At 55.3% G+C, this 25,559-nt stretch carries 28 protein-coding genes; 10 read left to right on the forward strand and 18 right to left on the reverse strand.

The annotated features are described in order from the left end of the window. Positions 1-543, forward strand: a 543-nt coding sequence (locus AMM33_RS17045) for a transposase (RefSeq protein WP_194945527.1), incomplete at its 5' end; no start/stop codon positions are given. A 6-nt stretch (positions 544-549) separates the two neighbouring features. On the opposite strand, the gene AMM33_RS17050 is transcribed toward AMM33_RS17045, so the two are convergent. The 3 genes from AMM33_RS17050 to AMM33_RS17060 form a co-directional block, all read right to left on the reverse strand. Next, entirely contained in the window at positions 550-1,266 is a 717-nt protein-coding gene (locus AMM33_RS17050) for a DUF262 domain-containing protein (protein ID WP_090142504.1), read from the reverse strand. Between the two features lie 67 nt (positions 1,267-1,333). Further along, complete coding sequence (locus AMM33_RS17055; RefSeq protein WP_090142482.1) at positions 1,334-2,563, reverse strand: restriction endonuclease subunit S; 1,230 nt, start codon at positions 2,561-2,563, stop codon at positions 1,334-1,336. Then, positions 2,560-4,014, reverse strand: a complete 1,455-nt coding sequence (locus AMM33_RS17060) for a class I SAM-dependent DNA methyltransferase (RefSeq protein WP_090142483.1) — start codon at positions 4,012-4,014, stop codon at positions 2,560-2,562. The genes AMM33_RS17055 and AMM33_RS17060 overlap by 4 nt, the downstream gene beginning before the upstream one ends. A 166-nt stretch (positions 4,015-4,180) precedes the next feature. Between AMM33_RS17060 and AMM33_RS17065 the strand changes: the two genes are divergently transcribed. Next, positions 4,181-4,420: a ParD-like family protein gene (locus AMM33_RS17065; protein ID WP_090142484.1), complete on the forward strand. Its 240-nt coding sequence runs from the start codon at positions 4,181-4,183 to the stop codon at positions 4,418-4,420. Then, positions 4,417-4,698, forward strand: coding sequence for a type II toxin-antitoxin system RelE/ParE family toxin (locus AMM33_RS17070; protein WP_090142485.1), 282 nt, complete (start codon positions 4,417-4,419; stop codon positions 4,696-4,698). The genes AMM33_RS17065 and AMM33_RS17070 overlap by 4 nt, the downstream gene beginning before the upstream one ends. 180 nt (positions 4,699-4,878) lie before the next feature. Here AMM33_RS17070 and AMM33_RS17075 read toward each other — a convergent pair whose 3' ends face one another. From AMM33_RS17075 to uvrA, 3 genes are all read right to left on the reverse strand, one after another. Beyond that, positions 4,879-5,286: a glutaredoxin family protein gene (locus AMM33_RS17075; RefSeq protein WP_090142486.1), complete on the reverse strand. Its 408-nt coding sequence runs from the start codon at positions 5,284-5,286 to the stop codon at positions 4,879-4,881. An 80-nt stretch (positions 5,287-5,366) separates the two neighbouring features. Beyond that, a complete protein-coding gene (locus tag AMM33_RS17080; protein WP_369802468.1) occupies positions 5,367-5,807 on the reverse strand; it encodes a GNAT family N-acetyltransferase in 441 nt (146 codons plus the stop codon). Between the two features lie 3 nt (positions 5,808-5,810). Then, a complete protein-coding gene (gene uvrA / locus AMM33_RS17085) occupies positions 5,811-8,741 on the reverse strand; it encodes an excinuclease ABC subunit UvrA (RefSeq protein ID WP_369802469.1) in 2,931 nt (976 codons plus the stop codon). 169 nt (positions 8,742-8,910) lie between these two features. On the opposite strand from uvrA, the gene AMM33_RS17090 reads away from it, so the two are divergent. Both AMM33_RS17090 and ssb read left to right on the forward strand, forming a co-directional pair. Then, a complete protein-coding gene (locus AMM33_RS17090; protein ID WP_090142487.1) occupies positions 8,911-10,110 on the forward strand; it encodes an MFS transporter in 1,200 nt (399 codons plus the stop codon). 34 nt (positions 10,111-10,144) lie between these two features. Next, positions 10,145-10,642 carry a single-stranded DNA-binding protein gene (gene ssb, locus AMM33_RS17095; protein ID WP_090142488.1) on the forward strand — a complete coding sequence of 166 codons (498 nt, stop codon included), beginning with the start codon at positions 10,145-10,147 and terminating at the stop codon, positions 10,640-10,642. A 41-nt stretch (positions 10,643-10,683) separates the two neighbouring features. Here the strand turns inward: ssb and flgL are convergent, their stop codons facing one another. Genes flgL through flgB form a run of 11 tightly spaced genes read right to left on the reverse strand, consistent with a single transcriptional unit; the run spans position 10,684 to position 20,363 of the window. After that, positions 10,684-11,625 (reverse strand): flagellar hook-associated protein FlgL, encoded by a 942-nt coding sequence (gene flgL, locus AMM33_RS17100; protein ID WP_090142489.1) that lies wholly within the window; start codon positions 11,623-11,625, stop codon positions 10,684-10,686. A 36-nt stretch (positions 11,626-11,661) separates the two neighbouring features. Continuing rightward, entirely contained in the window at positions 11,662-13,320 is a 1,659-nt protein-coding gene (gene flgK / locus AMM33_RS17105) for a flagellar hook-associated protein FlgK (protein ID WP_090142490.1), read from the reverse strand. Continuing rightward, on the reverse strand, positions 13,317-14,171 hold the full coding sequence (gene flgJ / locus AMM33_RS17110; RefSeq protein ID WP_090142491.1) for a flagellar assembly peptidoglycan hydrolase FlgJ: 855 nt from the start codon (positions 14,169-14,171) through the stop codon (positions 13,317-13,319). Before flgJ ends, flgK begins: the two co-directional genes overlap by 4 nt. Before the next feature lies 1 nt (position 14,172). Then, positions 14,173-15,297 carry a flagellar basal body P-ring protein FlgI gene (locus AMM33_RS17115; RefSeq protein ID WP_090142492.1) on the reverse strand — a complete coding sequence of 375 codons (1,125 nt, stop codon included), beginning with the start codon at positions 15,295-15,297 and terminating at the stop codon, positions 14,173-14,175. A 31-nt stretch (positions 15,298-15,328) separates the two neighbouring features. Beyond that, entirely contained in the window at positions 15,329-16,024 is a 696-nt protein-coding gene (locus AMM33_RS17120) for a flagellar basal body L-ring protein FlgH (RefSeq protein WP_090142493.1), read from the reverse strand. Continuing rightward, positions 16,024-16,806 (reverse strand): flagellar basal-body rod protein FlgG, encoded by a 783-nt coding sequence (gene flgG / locus AMM33_RS17125; protein WP_090142494.1) that lies wholly within the window; start codon positions 16,804-16,806, stop codon positions 16,024-16,026. The genes AMM33_RS17120 and flgG overlap by 1 nt, the downstream gene beginning before the upstream one ends. Before the next feature lie 27 nt (positions 16,807-16,833). Then, positions 16,834-17,571, reverse strand: a complete 738-nt coding sequence (gene flgF, locus AMM33_RS17130; RefSeq protein WP_090142495.1) for a flagellar basal-body rod protein FlgF — start codon at positions 17,569-17,571, stop codon at positions 16,834-16,836. A 25-nt stretch (positions 17,572-17,596) separates the two neighbouring features. Beyond that, complete coding sequence (gene flgE / locus AMM33_RS17135; protein ID WP_090142496.1) at positions 17,597-18,835, reverse strand: flagellar hook protein FlgE; 1,239 nt, start codon at positions 18,833-18,835, stop codon at positions 17,597-17,599. Between the two features lie 24 nt (positions 18,836-18,859). After that, positions 18,860-19,513 (reverse strand): flagellar hook assembly protein FlgD, encoded by a 654-nt coding sequence (locus AMM33_RS17140; RefSeq protein ID WP_090142497.1) that lies wholly within the window; start codon positions 19,511-19,513, stop codon positions 18,860-18,862. A gap of 22 nt (positions 19,514-19,535) precedes the next feature. Continuing rightward, positions 19,536-19,940 (reverse strand): flagellar basal body rod protein FlgC, encoded by a 405-nt coding sequence (gene flgC, locus AMM33_RS17145; RefSeq protein ID WP_090142498.1) that lies wholly within the window; start codon positions 19,938-19,940, stop codon positions 19,536-19,538. A gap of 18 nt (positions 19,941-19,958) precedes the next feature. Beyond that, positions 19,959-20,363: a flagellar basal body rod protein FlgB gene (flgB, locus tag AMM33_RS17150; RefSeq protein ID WP_090142507.1), complete on the reverse strand. Its 405-nt coding sequence runs from the start codon at positions 20,361-20,363 to the stop codon at positions 19,959-19,961. 459 nt (positions 20,364-20,822) lie between these two features. On the opposite strand from flgB, the gene flgA reads away from it, so the two are divergent. From flgA to AMM33_RS17175, 5 genes are all read left to right on the forward strand, one after another. Beyond that, entirely contained in the window at positions 20,823-21,476 is a 654-nt protein-coding gene (gene flgA, locus AMM33_RS17155; RefSeq protein ID WP_255350707.1) for a flagellar basal body P-ring formation chaperone FlgA, read from the forward strand. 88 nt (positions 21,477-21,564) lie between these two features. Beyond that, entirely contained in the window at positions 21,565-21,867 is a 303-nt protein-coding gene (flgM, locus tag AMM33_RS17160) for a flagellar biosynthesis anti-sigma factor FlgM (RefSeq protein WP_090142500.1), read from the forward strand. Continuing rightward, the gene (locus tag AMM33_RS17165; RefSeq protein WP_090142501.1) at positions 21,864-22,208 is read left to right on the forward strand and encodes a hypothetical protein; all 345 of its coding nucleotides are present in this window, start codon (positions 21,864-21,866) and stop codon (positions 22,206-22,208) included. Before flgM ends, AMM33_RS17165 begins: the two co-directional genes overlap by 4 nt. A gap of 232 nt (positions 22,209-22,440) precedes the next feature. Next, positions 22,441-24,011 (forward strand): IS3 family transposase gene (locus AMM33_RS17170; protein ID WP_090142502.1). Its coding sequence is split into 2 segments (ribosomal slippage): positions 22,441-22,879 and positions 22,879-24,011, totalling 1,572 coding nucleotides; the frame shifts between segments, so codons are not numbered across the junction. A gap of 209 nt (positions 24,012-24,220) precedes the next feature. Then, entirely contained in the window at positions 24,221-25,081 is an 861-nt protein-coding gene (locus tag AMM33_RS17175) for a flagellin N-terminal helical domain-containing protein (protein ID WP_090142503.1), read from the forward strand. A 107-nt stretch (positions 25,082-25,188) separates the two neighbouring features. On the opposite strand, the gene AMM33_RS17180 is transcribed toward AMM33_RS17175, so the two are convergent. Continuing rightward, the coding region (locus tag AMM33_RS17180) for a transposase (RefSeq protein ID WP_194945529.1) at positions 25,189-25,559 on the reverse strand (371 nt) is incomplete at its 5' end.

Genomic DNA, 25,559 nt, shown 5'->3' on the forward strand with positions numbered 1-25,559 from the left:
CGGATCACGTTTGACAAGTTTCACATCATCGGTCACGCAAGCACTGCAGTGGACAAGATGCGCCGGATCGAGCAGAAGACCGACAAGTCTCTCAAGGGCATGCGCTGGACTTTGCTCAAAGACACAGCCAAGCTCAAACCGGAGGCGGCAGCTGAACTGGATGCGTTGATGGCCAAGATGACCGTCAAACGCACGGCCAGGGCGTGGTCCTACAAAGAGCAGTTGCGTGAGATCCTTGATCGAAAGCAGATCAACGTTGTGCGAACCATGCTGGATCACTGGTGCACATGCGTGATGCGCTCCAAGGTCGAACCGATGAAGGACGTTGCCAAGATGATCCGCGCTCATATGGAAGGCATCGTGGCCTGGGCGCAGACACGCCAGACCAACGGATTCCTCGAAGCCATCAACGGTTTGTTCCAGGCATCCAAGCGTCGTGCGCGTGGGTTTACGCGAATCACAACGATCAAGACTGTCATCTTCTTGATCGCCGGGAGACTCGACTTCCACGCTATCAATCCTCATGCTGGGCAACCCACTTGAAATTCATCAGAGCCAGTTTTTCAGCAGATCGGTAGACGACAACTCCAGCCCTCGGGCATTGAGTGTTTCGAACACGGTGTAAGCGCTGATGTCATCTTCGACCGTGATCAGGATGAACAGCAGTTGCCGCGCCACCGTGTCAGACAGCAGGCGAGCAAGGGCCTCACCCTCCAATCCGGAGTCTGCAAGCCGCTTTTGGAACCATCCAAAACATTGCCACAGCATCCGATTGGACTTTGGCAGTCCACGCGGGTTGTTTGGCTTGCGCAGTTGAACCAGATAGTCTTGATAAAACCCATCATCGGTATCGTTGAGGAACAGCTTGCTGCTTTGCATCAGAGACGCGGGGTCTTTCCGGCCTATGAACAGTTGGCGCAGCTCGGTCGCTCGTTCGGCATTGGCTGTGTTTGTGGCTTCATCACCGGGTAAATTCAAGAGACGGTCGATCACCGCCAAGGCCAACACACTCAGTGTCGCAACACGTTGCTGGCCGTCAATGATCTGGAATTCACGGTCCGTGACGGCCTCGACCACCAAAGCGCCCATGTAATGGAAGCTTCGTGGCGCATTCAGCAACTCCTGAATGTCGTTCCACAGGTCTTCCCACTGTTCCTCTTCCCAAGCGTAGTCGCGTTGAAACGAAGGTACACGGTATTTCTTGCCGTTACCGATCAAGTCCAGAAAGGTGACGTCTTGGGTCTTTAACAAATTGCTTTTGGCCATGGTCGTCATCCTAATTTATTTGGACAGCGTGGATTTTCTGCGGGTGACAGTGTGCTTAAATTTGAACCTACTGCGTCAACTGCCCGCTGAAGGCTTGGTGCAGCAGGGATTTTTTGAGGTCGTCGAGGGCGGTGAGTTTTTGGCGGTAGATGGATTTCAGTCGCTCAACCGATTCTTTGGCTTCTTCAATTTCAGCAACGATTTGTTTTTGATCTTCGACGGGCGGTAGTTCAAGCGCAAAGTTGCTCAGATCGGTGTTGCTCAGGTTTGGCATGACGGCACCACCCGCAATGTTTTCCAGTTGTTGTTTGCATTGGTCTGAGCGCAGCAAGTGAACCAGATAGCCTGCATCACAACGAGAGGATGGCTTGATGAAGAAGCTGCCGGTGCCGCATAGCCACCCGTCTTCTGCATCGGTGACCAAGGCGCAGCGTCCCATTTCGCCTCTGCGACCAATCACGATGTCGCCCGTCCGCATGATGTAGTTGGCCAGTCGTTTGGCTGTTTCACCTGAAACGGTTTTTCTGTAATCCGGCTCAATGCCGTTCTGGCTGATGTGCGCTGGGTTGACCAAAGGAATGCCGTTTTCGATGTAATCCTGTTTGTGCAGAAGCGAGCCGAACGGGCCAGTGAAAATGCCACCAGTGGCTTGGCCGAGTGTTGTGTGAGTGACGTTTTTGGTGCGTCGATTGAAAAGTGTTGTGAGCTGACTTTGAAAAAGGGCTTCAGCGTTTTGGAGGTTCTTTTCGGCGTTGGCTTTGGCGGTGGCGATGTCGACAAAGGCTTCGTCGAGGAGGGTGACGATGCGGCGTTGTTCTTCGATGCCGGGATAGCTGATTTGAATGGCCTTGTATCTGTCTCCATCTAAATTTCTAATGCCTGTCGAGTTTGACTGCATGCCTTCAGTAACTCCAGACAGGTATGTCCAGTGCAAGAATTTTTGCAAAAATCTTGAGTCGACTTCGCTGGCAGATTTGACTCGGATGGCGGCCGTGAAGTTGCTGAACGAATAGTCGCCTTCTGATTTGTCAAAAAGCACGACGCGTCCAACGGGCTGCTTTGGGCCGCCACCTGACTTCTCAAGAATGATGTCGCCAGGGCTTAGTTTGCGTTTCTCAAACTTCTTGGCTTCGACTTCAATGAACGCAATATCGGAGTCATCGAGTGTGCCGTCTTTGGTGAAATTGGTGTTGCGAATGACGCCGACCATTTTTAGTGGCGCTTTTTCACCTTTCCAGAGTCCATTGATGAATGTGCAAGCCTCGTCAAGCGGCTTTGTTGTCCACCCCGCCTTCACGCCAACAACCCCCGAATATTCCCCAACACCTCCGCCGCCTCGGCATCCAGCTCCGCGATCTCATCGAGGATGTCCGCCGGGCTGCGGTGCACCACTTCTTCGCCGCCGTTCGGGTTTTTCACCGACAGGTCAAAGGTGTCCAGGTTCACGCTCTCAGCGGCCACGCTCCAGCTTTTGGGCGAGTCGACAAAGCTCTTTTGCAGCTGCACAAACTCCACCAGGTCCGCGTCGTTGAGCGGGTTGGTTTTGCCCATGTTGCGGCCGGGGTCGAGCTGATAGAACCAGGTCTGGCGGGTGGGCTCGCCTTTGGTGAAGAACAGCACCACGGTTTTGACGCCCGCGCCCTGAAAGGTGCCGCCGGGGCAGTCGAGCACGGTGTGCAGGTTGCAATCCGTCAGCAGCTGTTTGCGCAGGGCCACGCTGGCGTTGTCGGTGTTGCTGAGGAATGTGTTTTTGATGACCACCGCCGCACGGCCCCCGGCACGCAGGCTTTTGATGAAGTGCTGCATGAACAGGAAGGCGGTTTCCCCGGTTTTGATGGGGAAGTTTTGCTGCACCTCTTTGCGCTCTTTGCCGCCAAAGGGCGGGTTGGCCAGGATGACATCAAAGCGGTCGCGCTCTTGGATGTCGTTGATGTTTTCGCCCAGCGTGTTGGTGTGCACGATGTTGGGCGCCTCGATGCCGTGCAGGATCATGTTCATGATGCCGATCACGTAGGCCAGGCTCTTTTTCTCTTTGCCGTAAAAGGTGCGCTTTTGCAGCGTGTCCAGGTCGTCGGCCTTGGTGGCTTTGGGGCTCAGATACGCAAAGGCTTCGCACAAGAAGCCTGCCGATCCGCAAGCCGCGTCGTAAATGCGTTCGCCAATCTGTGGTTGAACCACGTCGATCATGGCGCGGATCAGTGGGCGCGGTGTGTAGTATTCGCCGCCGTTGCGCCCGGCGTTGCCCATGTTTTTGATCTTGGCTTCGTACAGGTGTGACAGCTCGTGCTTTTGGGCTTGGCTGCCAAAGCGCAGTTCGTCGATGCGGTCGATCACGTCGCGCAGGTTGTAGCCGCTTTGGATTTTGTTGGTGATCTCGCCAAAGACTTCACCGATTTTGTATTCGATGGTCTGCGGCCCGCTGGCGCGTTGCTTGAAGCCCGCCAGATACGGAAACAGTTTGGCGTTGACGAAGCCTTTGAGGTCGTCGCCCGTCATGGCGGCGTTGTGGTCGATCTTGCCGTCTGCTCCTTTGGGGGCGGCCCATGCGGCCCAGCGGTAGGGCTCGCTCAAGATGAATTGGTAGTCACGCCCCTCCAGCACCGCCTCGGTGGCTTTGTCGGCTTCGAGGGCGTCGAGGTACTTCAAAAACAGCAGCCAAGAGGATTGCTCGGTGTAGTCCAGCTCGCTGGTGCACCCCGCGTCTTTGTGCAGGATGTCATCGATATTCTTAAAGGTTTGTTCGAACATAGGTTTGCATTTTAGGGGTGAGGCGCAGCCGAGGTACTCGGCGCAGGCCTTATGGGCAGTTGTCCGTTGACGTCAACTTTGTACCGGCACACTGCGGTCAGAAATAAATGGCTTGTGGATGGCGTGCTGTCTAACTACAATTGTGGTAAATGATGAAAGGCACACCATGACCACCGTTTCCATGCGCATTGACGAGTCTTTGGTTGGCGCGGCCCGCGTGGCTGCCAAAGCGGAATTTCGCACCGTGCAGGGGCAGGTTGAGTTCTGGGCCAAAGTGGGACGCGCTGCCTTGGATAACCCCGATTTGCCTGCATCTTTCATTGCCGAAAGCTTGATGAGTCTGGCCGAGCCGCGAGAAGACAGCTCCTCATTTGTCCCTCGAAGCCGAGCCAGCTCGCAGGCATGAGTGGGCAGGTGCAGCAAACGCGGCGGTTTGCCCGCGTTTACAAAAAACTGACCCAAATCAGCCTGATTGCCGACACCGATGCGGCGGTGGATGCGGTGGTCGAAAATCCTGACGTGGGTGAGCGTAAAAAAGGCGATCTGGACCAGCTCTGGGTCTACAAGTTTCGCAGCCAAGGTCAGCTCTATCTGCTGGGCTACACCCGGGAAGACACTGTGCGCTTGGTCTACTTGGAAGCCATGGGGCCGCATGAGAATTTCTACAGGAATTTGAAGCGCTGAGGCTCGCCATCCGGTGGCGTTCATGGCTGCACGGCATCAAATGGATGCGACCACTTCGGCCTCAAAACCAAACACATCGACCACGCGCACGCACAGCTTGCATGGCTAGCTTGGGCGCAGGCTGCTTGTCGGTTTTAAAGCCGCCGACCTACGGGTTGACCGTGCAAATCATTTCAGACTTCAGCGTGCTGGATCATGAGGCGCTGCAAAGCGCTCACGCAAATAGGCCACGATCGCGCCCGAGTCCTGCAGCCACCGGGTTTGGCCATTGGCCTCGGTGATCTTCAGGCAAGGTACTTTGCTGGCCCCGCTGCCTTTCAGCAATTCATGGCGGTTGCCTGTGTTGTGCTGCGCGTCGCGTTTTTCAATGGGCAAGGACAGGCGACGCATTTCCTGGCGCACCTTGATGCAAAACGGGCAGGTGCTGAACTGGTACAGCGCCAGGCTTTGGCATTGCTGATCGACAGCGGCTTGCTCGGCGGGTGCGCGTTGCACGCCAGCCGGTTGGGTCAGGCGCTCTTTGAGCAGCATGACGGGGCCAAGCACGATGCGAAGGGTTCTGAAGAATGCACGGATGACGGTTTTCATAGGTGGTTGTAGGTTTTGAGATGAGGTTGAATCGGGGTTAAGACACGGCTTACATCACACTGCGGGTGTTCAATGTGGTGCTACCGATCAGCGATGTAGCCCTTGGCAATGGCAGCGGCTTCGTCTTTGAAAATCGCCATGGCCGTATTCATTGAATGAAAGCCCAGTCCGCGGTAAAAGTCTTCTTTTCCGGGGACTGCGTAAAGAATGATTTTTTGGTGGCCTTGTGAGAGCGCTACCAGCCGACGAACGATGGCTTTGCCGAGCCCCGTACCTTGATAACTGGGTAAAACTGCTACATCGCAGAGGTAAGCGCAGTCTGTTCCGTCCGCCAAAACACGACCGGCACCAACCAAACGTTCATTGTCGTATGCAAAGCATCGAAACATGCTGTTGCTGAACACAGTTTTCAGGTTTTTGGCTGGTTTGATTCCAAGTGGGGCAGCCAGATACAAGGCAGACAGTTCGCTCCAGTCCACGGATTCGAGTGAATCACGCCAAATCATTTTCATGTCGTCCATTTCTTACTCCTTGAGCAAACGCGCCAAATAGTGGCCCGTGAAGCTCGCCTTGTTTTTGGCCAGCTGCTCCGGCGTCCCCACCCCCACCACCGTGCCGCCGCCAGCACCCCCTTCGGGGCCCATGTCAATCAACCAGTCGGCGGTTTTGATGACGTCCAGATTGTGTTCGATGATGACGATGGTGTTGCCCGCGTCGCGCAGCTGGTGCAGCACCTTGAGTAACAAATCTATGTCGGCAAAGTGCAGGCCGGTGGTCGGTTCGTCCAAGATGTACAGCGTGCGGCCCGTGTCGCGCTTGGACAATTCGAGCGCGAGCTTGACGCGCTGCGCCTCGCCTCCCGACAAGGTCGTGGCGCTTTGGCCGAGGCGAATGTAGGTCAGGCCCACGTCGAGCAGGGTTTGCAGTTTGCGCGCAATGTTGGGTACGGCGCTGAAGAACTGGTGCGCGGCTTCCACCGTCATATTCAAAATCTGCGCGATGTTCTGGCCCTTGTATTGCACCTCCAGCGTTTCGCGGTTGTAGCGCATGCCGTGGCAGACGTCGCAGGGCACGTACACATCGGGTAAAAAGTGCATCTCCACTTTGACCATGCCGTCGCCCTGGCAGGCTTCGCAGCGGCCACCGGTCACGTTGAAGCTGAAACGCCCCGGGCCGTAACCGCGCTCGCGTGCAGCAGGCACTTCGGCCATCAGTTCGCGGATGTGGGTGAACAGGCCCGTGTAGGTGGCGGGGTTGCTGCGAGGCGTGCGGCCAATCGGCGACTGGTCGACGTTGATGACCTTGTCGAAATGCTCCAGCCCTTTGATCTCTTCGTGGGCGGCTGCTTCGTCATGCGCACGGTGGATCTGGTGGGCGGCGGCGGTGTACAGCGTGTCGTTCACCAGGGTGGATTTGCCTGAGCCCGACACGCCAGTCACGCAGGTCAGCAGCCCCACGGGGAACTTCACGTTCACGTTTTTCAGGTTATTGCCACTGGCTCCGATAATCTCGATGAAGTCCTTGCCCGCCTTGTGGCGCTTGGGGATCTCGATTTTCTTGCGGCCCGACATGTACTGGCCGGTGACCGAATCGGGCGCAGCCAGGATGTCGGCGCAAGTGCCTTGCGCCATCACGCGCCCACCGTGCACGCCCGCGCCCGGCCCCATGTCGATGACGTGGTCGGCCACGCGGATCATGTCTTCGTCGTGCTCGACCACCAGCACGCTGTTGCCAATGTCGCGCAGGTGTTGCAGCGTGCCGATCAGGCGGTCGTTGTCGCGCTGGTGCAAGCCGATGCTGGGCTCGTCCAGCACATACATCACGCCCGTGAGCCCTGACCCGATCTGGCTGGCCAGGCGGATCCGTTGGGATTCCCCGCCCGAAAGCGTGTCGGCGCTGCGGTCCAGGCTCAAATAATTCAGGCCCACGTCGTTCAAAAACTTCAGGCGCAGTGCAATTTCGCGCACCACCTTGTCGGCGATCTCGGCCTTGGCGCCGTGCATTTTCAGGCCCTGAAAGTACTGCTGCGACTCGCCCAGGGTGATGTGGCTGATTTCGTAAATGGCGCGTGCTTGTGCGCCTTCGCCAATGCGCACATGGCGGGCCTCGCGCCGCAAACGGGTGCCGCGGCAGCTTGTGCAGGCCTGCATGTTGCGGTAGCGCGCCAGGTCTTCGCGCACCACGGCGGAGTCGGTCTCGCGGTAGCGCCGTGTCATGTTGGGGATGATCCCCTCAAACGGGTGCTTCTTGCTGACCTTCTTGCCCTGTGAGGCGCCTGACTCCATCGTGTAGCTGAACTTGATCTCTTCCAGCCCCGAGCCGTGGAGCAAGACCTGCTGGTGGATGGGCGCGAGTTTTTCAAACGGCGTTTCGATGTCAAACTGGTAATGCTTGGCCAGGCTTTCGAGCATGCTGAAGTAAAAGCCGTTGCGTCGGTCCCAGCCCTTGATGGCACCACTGGCCAAACTGAGCGAAGGGAAGGCCACCACCCGCTCCGGGTCAAAAAACGCCATGCTGCCAATGCCATCGCACGTCGGGCAAGCGCCCATGGGTGAGTTGAAGGAGAACAGCCTTGGCTCTAGCTCGCTGATGGAATAAGTGCACACCGGGCAGGAGAACTTGGCGTTGAACAGGTGCTCTTTGCCCGTATCCATCTCCAGCGCCACAGCGCGGTGCTCGGCCAGGTGCAGCGCTGCCTCAAAGCTTTCGGCCAGGCGCTGGCGCAAGGCGTCGCGGGCTTTGGCATCTTCTTCTGAGCGGACTTTGATGCGGTCCACCACCACGTCGATGTTGTGCTTCTCGGTTTTCTTGAGGGTGGGCAGGTCTTCCACTTCCACCGTCTGGCCATTGATGCGAAAGCGCACATAGCCCAGGGCCTGCATTTGCTCAAACACCTTTTCAAACTCGCCTTTTTTCTCACGCGCAATGGGCGCGAGGATCATGAGTTTGGTGTCTTCGGGCAGGGCCAACACGGCGTCCACCATCTGGCTCACGGTTTGCGCTTGCAGCGGCAGATTGTGGTCGGGGCAGTAGGGCGTGCCTGCGCGGGCATACAGCAAGCGCAGGTAGTCGTGGATTTCCGTCACCGTGCCCACGGTGGAGCGGGGGTTGTGGCTGGTGGCTTTTTGCTCGATGGAAATCGCGGGCGACAGGCCTTCAATCAGGTCCACATCGGGCTTGTCCATCAGTTGCAAAAACTGCCGCGCATAGGCCGACAGGCTTTCCACATAGCGGCGCTGGCCTTCGGCGTACAGCGTGTCAAAGGCCAAGCTGGACTTGCCCGAGCCCGACAGCCCGGTGATCACCACCAGCTGGTTGCGCGGGATGTCCAGGTCGATGTTTTTCAGGTTGTGGGTGCGCGCGCCCCGCACGCTGATGTGGGTCTGCCGCAGGGCAGCACCCAGATAGCGGTCGTTCTCGTTGTCGGGCAGTGAAAAATTCGGGTCTGAAATCACGGAATGAGGCTCAGTCGGCAAAACCTTTGATTATCCCCGTCAGTCTTGTTTTTGACAGGTGGAGTCGCCAATCAGGGACAATCACCGCTTTTCCAAATTCGCGCCCTTTCTTGTTCCTGTGACCCCATCACCAGTCATTTCTACCGTTGTTTCGTCGCCATCCACTGCGATGACGCCCTTGGAGCGCCGCGCCAGCGCCACGCTGGCGTCGATTTTTGCCTTGCGCATGCTGGGCTTGTTTCTGATTTTACCCGTTTTTGCTCTGGAAGCGCGCAAGTACCCGGGCGGTGAAGACCCGGCCTTGCTGGGGCTGGCCATGGGCATTTATGGGCTGACGCAGGGTTTTTTGCAGCTGCCTTTTGGCATGGCGTCGGACCGATTCGGGCGCAAGCGCGTGATTGCGCTGGGGCTGGTGATCTTTGCCTTGGGCAGTTTTTGGGCGGCTGGCGCCACTGACCTGACCGGTTTGCTGCTGGGCCGCAGTTTGCAGGGCGCCGGGGCGGTGTCGGCGGCGGTGACTGCCTTGCTGGCCGATTTGACACGCGACGAGGTGCGCACCAAAGCCATGGCCATGGTCGGGGCCAGCATCGGTCTGATGTTTGCGCTGTCCTTGGTGGTGGCGCCCGTTTTGACCGCCGCCATCGGTTTGTCCGGCCTGTTTGGGCTCACGGGGGTGCTGGCACTGCTGGGGATGGCCATGGTGGTTTGGGGCGTTCCTGCGGCGCCCACGCCTGTCGCGGCCAAAGGGCGGGGTAGCCTGAAAGCCGTGCTGCGGCATGTTGGCTTGCTGCGGCTGAACTTTGGGGTGTTTTTGCTGCATGCCGTGCAGCTGGCCATGTGGGTGGCGGTGCCTGCCATGCTGGTGCAAGCTGGCTTGCCCAAGGCAGACCATTGGCATGTGTATTTGCCTGCAGTACTGGGCTCTTTTGTGTTGATGGGTGGTGTCTTTGCCATGGAGCGGCGCGGTCACCTGAAAAAAGTATTCTTGTCGGCCATTGCACTGATTGCGCTGGTGCAGCTGGGTTTGTTGCTGCAATCGTCGGCTTCGGCCCGCTTGTGGCCCATGGCGGCGTTGATGTTCGTGTTTTTCACGGGATTTAACGTGTTGGAGGCCACACAACCCAGCATGGCCTCGCGCCTGGCGCCCGCCGAAGTGCGTGGCACCGCCATGGGGGTCTACAACACGCTGCAGTCTTTGGGGTTTTTCGTCGGCGGTTGGCTGGGCGGCTGGTTGGTCAAGAGTTTTGGCAGCCCGGCGCTATTTTTGTGTTGTGCAACAGCCATGCTGGCTTGGCTGTTGGTGGCCTTGCCCATGCAGACGCCGTCGGTGGCTGTAAGTGGCCGTGCGCCTGTTCAGGCGGCCTCATAAGGCCGCATAATTCACCCTTCATCGAGGAGTTTTCATGGCATCCGTCAACAAAGTCATCATCGTCGGCAATCTGGGCCGCGATCCCGAAACCCGCTACCTGCCCTCTGGCGATGCTGTCAGCAACATCAACGTCGCCACCACCGACCGCTATAAGGACAAGGCTACCGGCGAGATGAAGGAAGCTACCGAGTGGCACCGCATCAGCTTTTTTGGCAAGCTGGCCGAAATCGCAGGTCAGTACCTGAAAAAAGGCAGCCAGGTCTATGTCGAAGGCAGCTTGCGCACCCGCAAGTACACCGACAAGGACGGCATCGAAAAATTTGCCACCGAAATCCGTGGCGAAACCATGCAGATGCTCGGTGGTCGCCAAGGCATGGGCGGTCCTTCGGGTGGTGACGAAGGCAGCGGTTACGCCCCACGTCAGTCAGCCCCGGCAGCGCGTCCGGCAGCCGCCCCGGCCCAGAGACCCGCTGCGGCACCCAAGCCAGCGGCCAGCAACTTTGACGACATGGATGACGATATTCCGTTCTGACGTCTAACTTTTGACCAGTAAAGTTGAAGACAATTTTTGAATCATTTCAAAAAATTGAACAAGGACAATTGTTGAGATTGTGCATACGTTTTTAAGGAAATTTCGTATGCGATTTGATGGGACTGCATCTGGCTGATGGCTTGAGCCATGTCCAAGTCTTGTACGCGGCTGCGATCTGATTCAGACTGATCATGCCGGGCATTGAGCAAGCGCTCCATGCGATCGGATTGATTCAAAAATTCACCCGCTTGGCCCCTTGCTGACTGTAACTGCGTCAAGCCTGTGTCGATGTCCTTGATCCCTTGGGTGATGGCCCCACTCAATGCAGCCAATGTGGTCTGGTTGTTGGCAGGTCCTTGTAAAGCTGCAATGGCCGTGTCCATGGCTTTGAAGATGCTTGCGTTTGGACCATGGTCCGGTGTGAACATGAATGCGCTTTGCCCGTCGAGTGCCATAGGCAAACGGTCATCGCTGGTGGCAGGCAGACCAGCAACGCCTACAAAACTGACGGTGCCTGTGCCATCCTCCACAAAAGGTGTTGCCACACTGCCCAGTCCACCAAAAAGTGCCATGCCATTGTTGTCTTGCCGATTGGCCAGTTGCAACAATCTGTGGCGAAGACTTTGAATTTCTTGGACGATTCCAGCTCGCTGCGGTTTGTCTAGCGAGGCATTGCCTGCGGTCACCAACAACTCACGGACTCGCTGCAAATCTTCGATGCCTTCGCCTAAAGTGCTTTCAGCCAAAGTCATGTTGCTGCGCTGGAGGTCCATGGCGCGAAGCTCAACTTTGATTCTTTCAATGCGAGTCATGGCACGTTCGGCTTGCGCCGCACCTACCGGGTCATCGCTGACTTTGTTGATGCGCTTGCCCGTCGATATCGCCTGCTGCGACTGATCCAAGCTGGCCTTGCGAACGGCCAGTTGTGCCAGCATGGTTTCGTTGCTGTTGTTTGTGCCATTGCGGCTGCTGATCGGGTTCATGGTTTTAAATGAGTGCAAAAAGTTTGTGTTCCAAAATCACTGCCCTAACTCTTGCAGCAAGGTGTCCATGACACGCTGCGCCACTTGCAAAATTTTGGCGCTGGCTTGATAGGCCTGCTGGAATTGCATCAAGCGAGCGGCTTCTTCGTCTAAATTCACGCCTGACACGCTGGCTTTTTGCGCACGCATGTTGGCAGCCATGCTTTGCGATGCATCTGCAGAGAATTGAACACTTTGCACCCTGAGGCCTATTTGAGACACTGCAGTGGCATGGGCATCTGTCAAACGCCCGCCATCGAGCAGTTTGGCATCGCGCAAATCTAGGAGTGCTTTGGCATTGCCTGAATTTGCAGGCATTTGAGTTGGCGTGCCATGGCCTGATGCGGGATCCGCAGAGGCGGCAGCCACGGTGAGCGGTGAAGTCAGAAGCGATTGGATGCTGCCAGCGGCATCTGCGAAAGGCTTGAACAGCATGCGCTGACTGGCACCAAGGGCTGGAGTCGTGAGCTTGAATGTCAAGCCATCAATCGTCTTCAGGGCAAGATCAGTGGTGTCATTGAAAGCAGTTTTCTGCCCGTCAATTTGGCGGATGACATGACCCCCAGTACCGGCACTGTCCATTTGAACAACATAGTTGGAGGCAGTGAACTTGGCAGGATCTGTGAACAGGACATGCCCCTGCGCGCCATCCACACTGAGCCCAGCAACTTGCGTCGGGATTGAAAACATTGCCTGGCCAGGCTTGCCTTCAAAGTCCCACCCAGCCCTATGCTGTTGGTTCACCGCCAAGCCCAACGCCATGGTCAAACGTCCCATCAGGTTTTTGGCCAGAGACAAATCGGTTTGCTCAAACTCAAGCAAGCCTTTGAGCTGGCCGCCCACTATGATGGAGTCGTCCAGCATGCGCAAAGTGCTGCCATTTTGCAACTGCAAGCGACTGAGCGATGCATCCTGAGCGTCGGAGACTATGGAGATCGAACCCGCTTTCGATCCTTGAACGACGGCTTGATGGGCCACGAACACGGACAATGAACCATCGTCCTGCATCAACTGCGTCGTTTGAATGTATTCGTTAAGTTCCAGGACATATTGCTCTCGACTGTCTAGCAAATCGTTGCTTGGCTGCCCGCTGTTTTGAGTACGTGTGATTTGCTCATTCAAAGCGGCAATATGTTCAAGCAGTGTATTGGCCTGCTTGGCTTTACCGTGCAGTTCAGCTCGGGTGCTGATAGCCAAATCCGTGATCTCTGAATGGCTTGCACGCATGCGATCGGCAACGCTTTTCGCCCCCGCGAGCACACCGGTGCGTGCGGTCATGTCATTGGGCGCTGCGACAACATATGAAAATGCATTGAGCATGTCCCCAATGGCCATTCCAATGCCCGCAGAGCCGTTGGGAAAATGCATTTCCAAAATGCCCAGTTTTTCAGCACGACTTGCGTCAGCAGCCTGCTGTGCGAGTGTGGTGTTGAGCTGAGCACTTAAAAAATCACTGTAAACCCGCTCGACGCCTGCGATATTCACACCGCGCCCGATAGAGCTCCCCATTCCCACTTGACCAGGGGCACTTTCAAGGCGCACTGTCTGGCGGGAATAACCGGCTGTGTTGACGTTGGCAATGTTGTGGCTAATGGTCTGCAAGGTCGCAGAATTAGCGTTCAATGCGCTCATGCCAATGCTGAGTAATCCGCTCATGTGGCCTTGCCTTTGATGTGTTGTGTGCGCATGGACATGGCAATGGCACGACTGAGTTTGAGGGCGTACTGCGGATCGGTGGCATAGCCAGCTTGCTGCAAATGGGCGGCATACGCTTGTGCGTTGTGCATATTGCCAGTAGCTTGGGCATAGCGGGCCGATCCGGTGATCAATTTGGCGTAGTCTTTGAATGAATCGGCATAAGAGTCATAGGCCCGAAAACGTGCCACGACCTTGACGGCTTGATTTTGAATGTATTCGGTGGTCATGACTTCTGCGACTTTTCCCTTCCAGCCTTTATCGGCTTTGATGCCAAATAAATTGAATGCGCTGGTGCCATCTTTGTGGCGAATTTCATGTTGACCCCAACCGCTTTCCAGACCCGCTTGACCCAACATAAAGGGTGCTGGAATGCCGCTGGCCTGCGATACCTTGTCAGCGGCCTGCTGGTGTTGACTGACAAAGTCAGCTGCTTTGGGCGGCACTGTCTTGACACCGAGCGATTGAGTGGGTGTGTACGCAGCCAATGGTTTTTCAGCGCTTGTGACTTGCTTGCTCAATTGCCGGGCAATGATCTCTGAAAGCCCGCCGGGCAGGCCCGACATGGCCTGCGCCAACTGTTGGTCGAGCAAGTCTGCGCTCATGTCACCAGCTTGGCTGTCAAGCAAGCCTGAACGCATGGTGGCTTGCCGCATGCTTTTGATGAGTTCACGCATGAACAAGGATTCAAACTCTTTGGCCGCCTGCGCAATGGCGGCCGGGTCTTTGCGCTTGGCCTCCAACTTCAAAGTGCCCAGCGATTTGACATCGATGGCCAGAGAAGGGCTGCGCGTCATGGATGAGGGTGCCATGTTATTGCACCACCAATTCGGCCAACAAGGCACCAGCAGCCTTCATGGCTTCTAAGATGTGCAGTAAGTCTTGCGTGGTCGCCCCCATCAAGTTGATGGCCCGCACCACATCTTCCAGCTTTGGGGCTGCTCCGATGTACATCAGAATTCCCTCACCCTCTCTCACTTGAATATTGGCTTTTTCTTTGATCACCGTTGACCCCGAAGACAAGGCCCCAGGCTGGCTGATCACAGGGGTTGAGCTGACGGTGATGGTGAGATTGCCATGCGCAATGGCACATGGCCCTAAAGTGACCGATTGATTGAAGACAATGGCGCCCGTGCGGGCGTTGATCACCACCATAGCCGTTGGCAAACTGGCCTCAAACTTGATTTCTTCCAAATCAGCCAAAAAACTGACACGCTCGTTGGCATCTGCTGGCGCATCCACCTGAACACTGCGGCCACTCAAGGCTCGTGCTTTACCCGTACCAAAATGTGTGTTGATGGCATCCGTGACTTTGCGTGCTGTTTGAAAATCTGACGAATTGAGTGCCAACTGAATAAAAGGGCCTTGCAACAACGATGTGGTCACACTGCGTTCAATCTGCGCGCCATCTACAACACGCCCCACACTCAATTGATTGATCTGAACGCGGCTGCCTGCTTGTGATGCCCCAGATCCACCCACAATCACATTGCCTTGCGCCAGGGCATAAATTTCGCCATCAGCACCTTTGAGAGGCGTAGAAATCAAGGTCCCACCCTTCAACGATTTGGCATTGCCAATGGAGGAGACCACCACGTCCACAAGTTGGCCAGGTTCGGCAAAGGCGGGTAATTTGGCGGTCACAATGACCGAGGCGATGTTGCGCATTTGTGGCGCGGTGCCACCACCGCTTGGAAGGCCAATGCCTTGTTGCTTTAAATAGTTTGAAATGCTTTGAGAGGTATAGGGCATTTGAGTGGTTTGATCGCCTGTGCCGTCCAAACCTATGACGATGCCATAACCTGTCAGATGATTGCTTCGAACGCCTTGGACCGAGGCGATCTCTTTGATGCGTGTTTGTTGTGCATGACCGAGCAAGGGGGCCACTGCGCTTGCCAGCAGCAAACAGATCAGTGAAACATTTAATTTTTTCAACATAAGGTGGCCATCTGATTTTGCGATGGGCGCATCAAAACGGGAGATATTTCATGAAGATGCGCGACAGCCAGCCCATGGCTTGCGCGTCACCTTGAGCGCCTAAACTTCCAGAAGCAATTCGCGCATTGGCCACTTGTGCAGAACTGATGACATTGCCTGTGCGAATGCTGCGTGGGTCTACCGTGCCAGAGAATTTGAGGACTTCTACATTTTCATTCAGGCCCATTTGTTTTTCGCCGTATAAAACCAAATGTCCGTTGGGCAAAACATCGACCACGGTGGCAGTGATGGTGCCGCTGAAATTGTTCTCGCTTACAGTGCCCCCCTTGCCAGCAAAATTTTGTCCTGACTTGACGCCTGTGCTGAGTTGAGTATTCAAAGCTGTGCCCAGCAACGGCAATGCAGTCACACTGGCGTTCAAGGCGGTACTGCGGTTAACGCTGGAAGATGATGATTGTTTGGCATTGACGTTTTCCATGATTTCAATGGTCATGATGTCGCCGACCAGGCGTGCGCGGTAGCTCTCAAAAGCAGGGCGATAACTGGATGTCAAAAACAAACTTCCATTCGGCGTGCTTGGCGCAGGCACTTGCAAAGTCTTGGCTGTGGCATTGGCGTACTGACTGGGATCTACCAAGGCGACCTTGGGAGATTGGCGCAATGTTTCGCAGCCTGTCACGCATATCATGGATAACAAAACCCCAATCAAAGTGCTTCTTTGAAGCATCAAAGTTGCCCCAGTTTTTGCAGCATTTGATCCGCAGTTTGAATGGCTTTGGAATTCATTTCATAGGAGCGCTGGGTTTGTATCATGGCCACGAGTTCTTGCACCACATTCACATTCGAGCCTTCCACATACCCTTGCATCACACTGCCCAATCCGTTGGTGCCCGCAGCACTGACAACAGGTGCGCCTGAAGAGGCAGATTCGCTGTAAAGGTTCTGTCCTCTTGGCTCCAAGCCTGCAGGATTCATGAAGCCCACCAAATTGATGGTGCCTACATTCACCATCGCTGCTGAGTTCGCCTGTGTGACCGAGACCACGCCATCAGTGGAAATGGTCACCCCCTTTGCGTTGGCGGGAATGTTGATGTTGTCACTCAAGGCAAAACCTGAAGAAGTGACCAAGCGGCCCAATGGGTCAACTTGAAAAGCACCATCGCGGGTGTAGGCGTTGGTGCCATCGGGCATGGTGATCTGGAAAAATCCTTGTCCATTGATGGCCATGTCCATGTTGTTGCCCGTCTGCTGCAAGCTGCCTTGCGTGAATGAACGCTGTGTCGCCACAGTGCGCACCCCCAAGCCCACTTGCAGACCTGTGGGCAACTGGCTTTGTTGGCTGCTGCTGGCGCCCACTTGTCGCATATTCTGGTACATCAAGTCTTCAAAAATGGCGTTGGCGCGCTTGTAGCCGTTGGTTGAAACGTTGGCCAGATTGTTGGAAATGATGTCCAACTGGTTTTGCTGCGCCTGCATGCCGGTTTTGGCAATCCATAGTGCATTGATCATGACGTCATCCTGTTGTGTCCCAAAATATCAAGCTAGGCCCAGCAAATTGGCGGCACTTTTGTCGTTGGTTTCTGCGTTTTGCAAGAGCCGCATTTGCATCTCAAATTGGCGGGCTGCATGAATCATTCCGACCATGGCTTCTACAGCGTTCACATTGGAGCCTTCGAGCACACCAGACGCCATGCGTGCCGTGGCGTCAGCTGGCAAAGATCCTCCATCTGGCATTCTGAATAAACCATCTGCACCTCGAAGCAATCGCTGCTCGGGCTCTGGGGTGGCCAGTTTGAGCCGACCCACCACAACGCCAGCTTGGCCTTCAACTTTGGCCGTCACAGTCCCATCGGTGCCGATGCTGGGTTCTGCATGGGCCGGAATATTCAGCGGTGCCCCCGAATCGTCAAGCATGGGCAGACCTTGGGCATTGACCAAGACACCTTCTGAATTCACATTCATGGCGCCAGCTCGCGTGTAGGCCTCTACACCGTCAAGGCCTTGGACAGCAAACCAAGCGCCCCCTTTGGCCATCGCATCAAGGGGGTTGCCCGTCGATTGCGCAAAGCCGGGTGTGTCCGCGTAACCCGCTGTGGTTTCGAGTGCAAAAACACGCGTGCCAGTGCGCTCACCTTCTAAGGGAATTGAACGGTAAGTGGACAATTCAGAGCGAAAACCAGGCGTGGAAACATTGGCCAAATTGTTGGCCAGCACGCTTTGCCTTTGCATAGCGGCGTTGGCGCCTGACATGGCGGTGTAGATCAAACGGTCCATGGTGAGACTTTTTGTGTCGGATCCATCAACGCAAATTGACCAAAGTGGACATGACTTGGTCTTGCGTCTTGAGCGTTTGTGCGTTGGCTTGATACGCGCGCTGAGCCGTCATCATGCTGACCAACTCTGCCGTCAGGTCCACGTTGGATTCTTCCAAAGAGCCCGATTGAAGGCTGCCAAAATTCTCGCTGCTGGGCGTGCCTGTGACGGGTTTTCCCGACGAGGGAGTCTCTATCCAATTACCGCCCACGGTTGAGACCAGCCCTTGTGCATTGTTGAATTTGGCCAAGACCAATTGTCCTTGCGACTGACTCTTGCCGTTGGAGTATCGCGCATAGACGGTGCCATCGGGCTCAATCGACACGCTGTTCAAATCGCCTGAAGCGTAGCCATCTTGGCTCAGCTTGCTGACGGAAAATCGAGAGGCGAACTGGGTCAGTCCTTTCAGGTCAACCGTTGCATGGATGACGGTTGTTTCGTCTGCTTCTTTGAAAGGAATGGTAGACACGGGAGGTGTTGCTGTTTTAAACGATCCATCATTGTTGAAAGTGACCGTGCTCAGCAAATTACCAGCAGCAATTGCAAATGGGGTGGAATTGTCAACCTGATAGTGAACTTCCCAGGAGTTGGGGATTGCTGGGTCCGATTTGACAAAATACAAGTTCACCGGAGTGGCTTCACCTTGACTGTTGTAGACATCGAAGGAAGAGCTGTAGGTGGTGTATGACGGTGTGTTGGTGGCTGCTTCATACGAAGACGCAGCCGCGTCGAGATTGACTTTGGCCGTGATGGCCGAAGTTTTCTGTCCCACAATGCCTTTGTCAATGGGCACAGTGATGGCTGAGGGTTTACGGCTGATGACATCCCCAGTGGCCGGGTCGGTTTTGAAGCCCATGACCTTGGCACCCTGTCGGTTCACGAGTTGCCCATCTTTGTCAATTTGCAAATTCCCCGCACGGGTGTAAGCAGTGCTGGTGTCGGCCAATTCCAATTGCAAAAATCCATTGCCATTGATAGCGACATCCAGCGCGTTGCCGGTGGCAGAGACATTGCCTTGCAAGAATTGCTGAGAAATGGCGCCCACTGATACACCTTGCCCGCTGAACATGTTGCTGCTTGAACCCACGGCCGAACCCACCATTTGCGTGAAATCGGTGCGAGATGATTTAAAACCCGTGGTGTTGGCGTTGGCCACGTTGTTTCCAATGACATCGAGATTTTTGCTGGCCGCATTCATGCCAGACAAACCGTATTGAAAGCCCATGAATGACTCCTTCACTAGTAGAAATTAAAAAACCGACTTGATTTGTGAATAGCTCACTTCGCCGCTGTTTTGCAGCTTGAACGACAAACCCGCTGGCGTGCTGTTCGCGGTCGAGACCACTTTGTCATAGGCCATCGTGTTGGCTTGAACCGGCTGCCCCAATTGACTGGCTTTGATTTTGAAATGGGTGCCTTGAGAGAAGTCACTGCTGTTGATGGAAAAGTCTTGTCGTCCCGAACTCAATGGTCCCAAATCTTTGCTCCCCATTTTTTGGCCGACGGCGTTGAAAACCTCTAATTGAACTTGCTCCGCGCTGCTGGCAAGCTCAAATGCACCTCTCGATACGCCCGAAGCTTGCGCAGACAGGCGATCGCCATTGACCAGGACGTCACGGCCGATCATCTGCAGACCGTGCAGACTTTGTGAGGCCTGCATTTGCCCTGTCATCAGCTCAATGCTTTGCTGCATTTTCTGGATGCCCGTGACCGTGTTGATCTGCGCCATTTGGGATGTCATCTGCGCGTTGTCCATCGGATTCATGGGGTCTTGGTTGTTCAGCTGTGCCACCAACAGTTTTAAAAAACGGTCCTGCATTTCGGCGCCGCTTTGTGCTGAACTGGTCGCCATATTTTTGGCAACAGGCGTGCTTGAATTGAGGCTGGAGACGCTGGCATTCATGGTGTGCTCTTTTGGAAAAATTTCATTGACCCATTTGCAGAGTTTTGAGGAGCAAGGTTTTGGCCGTATTCATGACTTCGACGTTGTTTTGATAGGCCCGCGAGGCTGAAATCATGTTGACCATCTCTTCGATGGGATTCACATTGGAGTAGGTCACCATGCCCTGGGCATCTGCGCTGGGGTGATTAGGTTGGTGGTTCCTTCGGCTTGGTTCATTGCTTTGAACAATGTCGCTGACTTGCACGCCCACCTTGGCGTCAGAACCCATGGGAATCGACTGAAACACCACTTGACGCGCCTTGTAGGCTTGCCCATCTGGGCCCGCCACGGCATCGGCATTGGCCAAGTTGCTGGCCACCACGTTCAGGCGCTGCGACTGTGCACTGATGGCGCTGCTGGAGACTTGAAAAATTGAAAGCATGGACATGATGGTTCTCCTGGAGAGTCATTGCCCTTGGATGGCACTCAACAAAGTTCGGACTTGTCCATTGATGAAGCGCAAACTGGCTTCGTAATGCAATGCGTTGTCAGAAAAACTGGCACGCTCGCGGTCCATGTCAACGGTGTTTTTGTCTGCACTGCTCTGGCTGGGCATGGCGTAGAGCTCTTGCGTGCTCAGCCCTTGGGTCCGCATGGGCATGTGGGCCGCATGGGTTGACTGCACGCCCGCGCCTGGTGCTGCACCCTGGCCAATGGCCTCCATCAGTTTTTGCGTGAAATTGAATTCACGACCGACATAACCGGGAGTGTCGGCGTTGGCAATGTTGGATGCTAGGACCTGTTGCCTTTGCGAGCGAAGCACCAAGGCTTGGCCTTGGAAGTCCAGATTTTTCATCATTTGTGCAAGCATGTTCAACTCCTCGTTGCCTTTTAGTTTCACAATTTTTGAGGGTTTCATTGCTTTGAATAAATCGGTTTTTCTCCTTCAGTTCAAACCTTTCAATGCCTGATGACGGTCTATATTTCCGGGGTCTTATTGATTCGGCACGCTGAAGTTTGAATTTTTTGCGCCGTCACTGCTTATAGATTTGGCCCGATGAAGTCTGAGCCGTGTGTTGTCAGTTGTGAGGATTTTGTGGGAGCTTGCCAGCCAAGCGAAAAGCCTGTGGTCCACACGCGTCTGATCACCAGCAGGGCTAGCGGCCACAAGTTGCAAGATTGAAGTTACCCTGCAAACTTCACAGGGCCGGATCAATAGCTCGACAGCACCATCTTGTGTGCCAACTTGTCTCATGAAAACCTAGAGGAATTCGCCTTGAATTGGATGTACAAAATGACCACCATGGCTGCCTTTGGTTTGTATGCTTGCATGAGCACGGCACAAACAGAAAATGACTGGCGTGTGTTGACGAAAAGCTGGATCGAGTCCGAATTGCAAACAAGCAAAACAAAACTTCCTAACAACTTGCGGATGGAAATTCAAATCGGCCAGTTGGATACCAGACTGAGCTTGAGCCCCTGTCAAAAGGTCGAACCGTTTATGCCCGCTGGCACGGTGCTGTGGGGGCGCTCGCGCATCGGCTTGCGCTGTGCTTCGCAAGATGCCCGTTGGCAAGTCTTTATGCCCATCACTGTCAAGGCCTATGGCCCGGCATTGACGTTGGTCAGCAACTTGCCTGCGGGCACCTTACTCACATCTGATCACATTCAAGAAGCTGAGGTGGATTGGGCCGCCAACGCTTCTCCGATCGTGCTGGCCAGTCAGGAGTGGCTTGGCAAAAGCTTGTCACGCAATGTGTCTTTGGGCGAGGCCTTGCGGGAATCGATGCTCAAGGCACCCCCTACTTTTGCAGCAGGCACCAAAGTCAAGTTGCTGCTCAAGGCCCCTGGGTTTGAATTGGCAAGTGAAGGACAATCTTTGAGTCCAGGGAAATTGGGGGAGCAAGTTCGTGTGCGCTTGGACAACGGTCGGATCGTGACAGGCAAGGTGGTGGACGAGCGCACAGTCTGGGTGTCTTTTTGAATGTTGTTCAAACCGTCCAAAAAAACCTAAATTAAGGCTGCGCATGGCCGATAAAGGGGCATGATGGCGCAAGTCACTTGGAGAAATCATGAAAATCCCCCCACTGTCAGATGCTTACGCGACGAGCAGTTTGCCCACCAGCAAGACCGAGAGCAAAGTCGAGGTGGCTGGAAGTGGCAAAACCCCCGCCGAAACCCAAAGTTTGGTGGTCTCTTTGTCCCGTGCTGCCCAGTCCATGGCCTATGTGGACGGTCTTGTCGGCGTAGTGAATATGACCAAGGTCGAATCCGTTCGAGCCGAGCTTCAAAATGGCACTTTTCGGATCAACCCAGAGGTGATTGCCGATAGGCTGCTTGCAGGTATAAGCGAACAATTGCCGAGGCAAGATTGAAGCAAGAGATTGATTTTTTTGCCGCAGTGAATGGTTTAGTGGGTGAAAGCGCCTGTGCACTGCGCAAGGCTGATCCTCTGTTGCTGCTCCAGGCATCAGAGGCCTTAAGTCAGATCATCACAAAATGGCACAGGTCTGAGCTTGATGGTGATGCAACTGTTCAACTCAAAGATAAGCTGTCCACTTTAGAGCGTGTCATTGACCAATTGAAGCTTCAACAAAGCCATTTGTGGCAACAAAAAGCACAAATTGAAAAACAACTCAAAGTATTGCTTCCAGCTTGGTCCCATGGGCTGAATGCCAACAACTTGGGTCAGCGCGGCACAATCCACCGAACTTGAGCCGCTTGTCTGTGAACCCTGCAACACACTGAGCGTGCTTGCTGGCGGGATCTGGGCAACTTGACCCACATCAGCAATCGGCTGGCGCGCTTCACCAGCGTGCCCAGGGCACTGCCATTGGCTTCTGCCTTGATGAGGTCAACTTCCCGGTGTTGAATCCGCCCCCCCTTGTGTCAGACTAGTTGTCGCCTCGATAGAACCTAGAACCTGGGGGCGGCGATGAAAGAACAAAATGGCTCGATATGGACAAGCATTCAGAGACAAAGCGGTAGCCAAGTTGCTGCCACCGGAGAGCGCACCGCTGCAGGTGGTCTCGCGCGAGATGGGCGTGAGCGAGGCAACCCTGGAGCGTTGGCGCGAAGAAGCACAAACCAGACCTGCCCGAGCTCGGCCCTGGTCTGCGGGTGCCCGGCTTGAGGCCGTGATCACTACAGCTGCGATGAACGAGGCCGCTAAGAGCGCCTGGTGCCGCGAGCACGGTGTGTATCCGGTTGATTTGGTCAAGTGGCGCTTGAACTGCACCACCGCGCTGGCAGACCCCCAAGATGTGCCCGCCACTGCGCAGGCCACCCGGGCCGACCGCAAACGTATCAAGGAACTCGAACGCGAAGTGCTGCGCAAGGACCGGGCACTGGCCGAGACTGCAGCGCTACTGGTCTTGTCAAAAAAAGTCGCGGCGATCTTCAACAAGGGAGAGGACGAATGATCGACCTCGAAGATCGCCAAGCGCTAACCCGAGACATCGACACGGCCCACTGCGCAGGAGCGCGGCTGCAGCCCGCCTGCGACATCGTGGGCATCGACTTGCGCACCTTGCAGCGCTGGAAGGCCAGCCAAGGGGCCGACGGCGCTGTGCGGGGCGATGGCAGGCCCTTGGCAGTCAGACCCATGCCCTGCCACGCCTTAAGCGAAGCCGAGCGCGCGGCCCTGGTGGCGGTGGCCAACGAGCCACGCTTTGCCTCGGTGGCGCCTGCGCGCATCGTGCCCATGCTTGCTGACGAGGGCATTTATCTGGGCAGCGAGTCCAGCATGGCGCGCGCGCTCAAGGCCGCAGGGCAGAACGCGCGCCGTGGACGCGCCAAAGCGCCCAAGACCACCAAACCACCGACCACGCACATCGCCACTGCACCGGGACAGGTCTGGTGTTGGGACATGACGTACCTCCCCACCAAGGTGATGGGGCGCTGGTTTTACCTGTACCTGATCTTGGACTTGTTCAGTCGCAAGATCGTGGGCGCTGAGGTGCACGAGCGCGATGATTCCGAGCATGCGGTGCACCTTGTGCGGCGTACCGCGCTGGCCGAGGGCATCGCGGCCTGGGACAGCAAGCCCGTACTGCATGGTGACAATGGCTCCACGCTCAAGGCCACCACGGTACTGACCATGCTCAACTGGCTGGGCGTCAAGCCGTCGTACTCGCGCCCGCGAGTCAGCGACGACAACGCATTCTCCGAAGCACTGTTTCGCACGGCCAAATACCGCCCAGAGTTTCCTGTGCAGGGCTTTGAGTCACTAGAACAAGCGCGCATCTGGGCCGCTGAGTTCGTGCATTGGTACAACGTCGATCACCGCCACAGCGGTATTCGCTACGTCAGCCCAGAGCAACGCCACAGCGGCCAAGATCAGGCCATCCTGGCCGCTCGCCATGAGGTGTACACCAAAGCGAAGGCTCGTCATCCGGCACGCTGGTCAGGTGCCACGCGAGACTGGTCTCTGATTGACTCGGTCACCCTCAACCCTGAACGTGACGAGGTGGTCAAGCTGGCCATTTCTGACCAACATACTCAGCTCAAAGCTGCATGACTCAGGCGACAACTACCTTGACACGCGCCGGCCCTCAAAAATCAGGCAGCAAGTAAAAACTGCTTGTTTATTTTCTTCAAAGCCTAAATTCTGATCTTCAGTTGACCGATAAAAAACTCAGAAGCAGATGAACTTTTCAATTTCAAAAAGGCGAGTTTGTCTTTTTTTGAGCGCTTCATCCGTTTCATTTTTTTCAATAGGAGATCCAAATGGCTTCAACCATCAACACCAATATCCCATCCTTGAATGCACAGCGCAGTTTGGCCAATACCCAAAATTCACTGGCAGTTTCCATGGCCAGATTGTCTTCGGGCTTGCGTGTCAACAGCGCCAAAGACGACGCGGCGGGCTTGTCCATCGCTGAGCGCATGACCTCTCAAGTGCGCGGCATGAATGTGGCCATGCGCAACGCCAATGACGGCATCTCCATGTCGCAAACGGCTGAGGGGGCTTTGGGCAAAACCGGGGAAATTTTGCAGCGCATGCGGGAATTGGCTGTTCAGTCGGCCAATGCCACCAACTCCACTTCAGATAAATCTTCGCTGGACTCTGAATTTGGTGAGCTGGCCAAAGAGGTGCAACGTGTATTTGCATCCACCACATTCAATGGCCGAAAAATCATGGGTTCCGATGCCGGCGCACAAATTTTCCAAGTCGGTGCGAACACATCTGCAGAAAACCAAATTACGGTGACAACCACCAACATGACGGCCCAAGATGATTTGAAAGCAGTTGCTGGCGCCGATATCGCTGGTTCTAACAGGGCTGTTATCACAGGAAGCTCAGTGGAGGTGTTGGCGGTGATTGACAAGATTGATACCGCGATCAGCAAGGTTTCAGATGAACGCTCTGTCTTAGCTGCCTCGCAAAGTCGCTTTGAGTCCGCTATTTCATACTTGCAAATCAGCACAGAGAACCAGGCTGCTGCGCGCAGCCGAATCATGGATGCTGACTTTGCACAAGAAACCGCGAACTTGTCGCGATCGCAAATCTTGTCGCAAGCTGGCAGTGCCATGTTGGCGCAGGCCAACCAATTGCCGCAAAGCGTCTTGGCTTTGCTTCGCGGCTGATTTCAGTCGGTTGTCAACACCTCCCCAAGGTGTGGGTGGCCAATTGATCTGACTGAAAAAAACAGGCAGCGAACTGAAGCTGTCTGTTTTTTTGGCTCTGATGAATTTCAAGTGGGTTGCCCAGCATGAGGATTGATAGCGTGGAAGTCGAGTCTCCCGGCGATCAAGAAGATGACAGTCTTGATCGTTGTGATTCGCGTAAACCCACGCGCACGACGCTTGGATGCCTGGAACAAACCGTTGATGGCTTCGAGGAATCCGTTGGTCTGGCGTGTCTGCGCCCAGGCCACGATGCCTTCCATATGAGCGCGGATCATCTTGGCAACGTCCTTCATCGGTTCGACCTTGGAGCGCATCACGCATGTGCACCAGTGATCCAGCATGGTTCGCACAACGTTGATCTGCTTTCGATCAAGGATCTCACGCAACTGCTCTTTGTAGGACCACGCCCTGGCCGTGCGTTTGACGGTCATCTTGG

It is taken from the genome of Limnohabitans sp. DM1, from assembly GCF_001269385.1.
Classification (GTDB): Bacteria; Pseudomonadota; Gammaproteobacteria; order Burkholderiales; family Burkholderiaceae_C; genus Limnohabitans_A.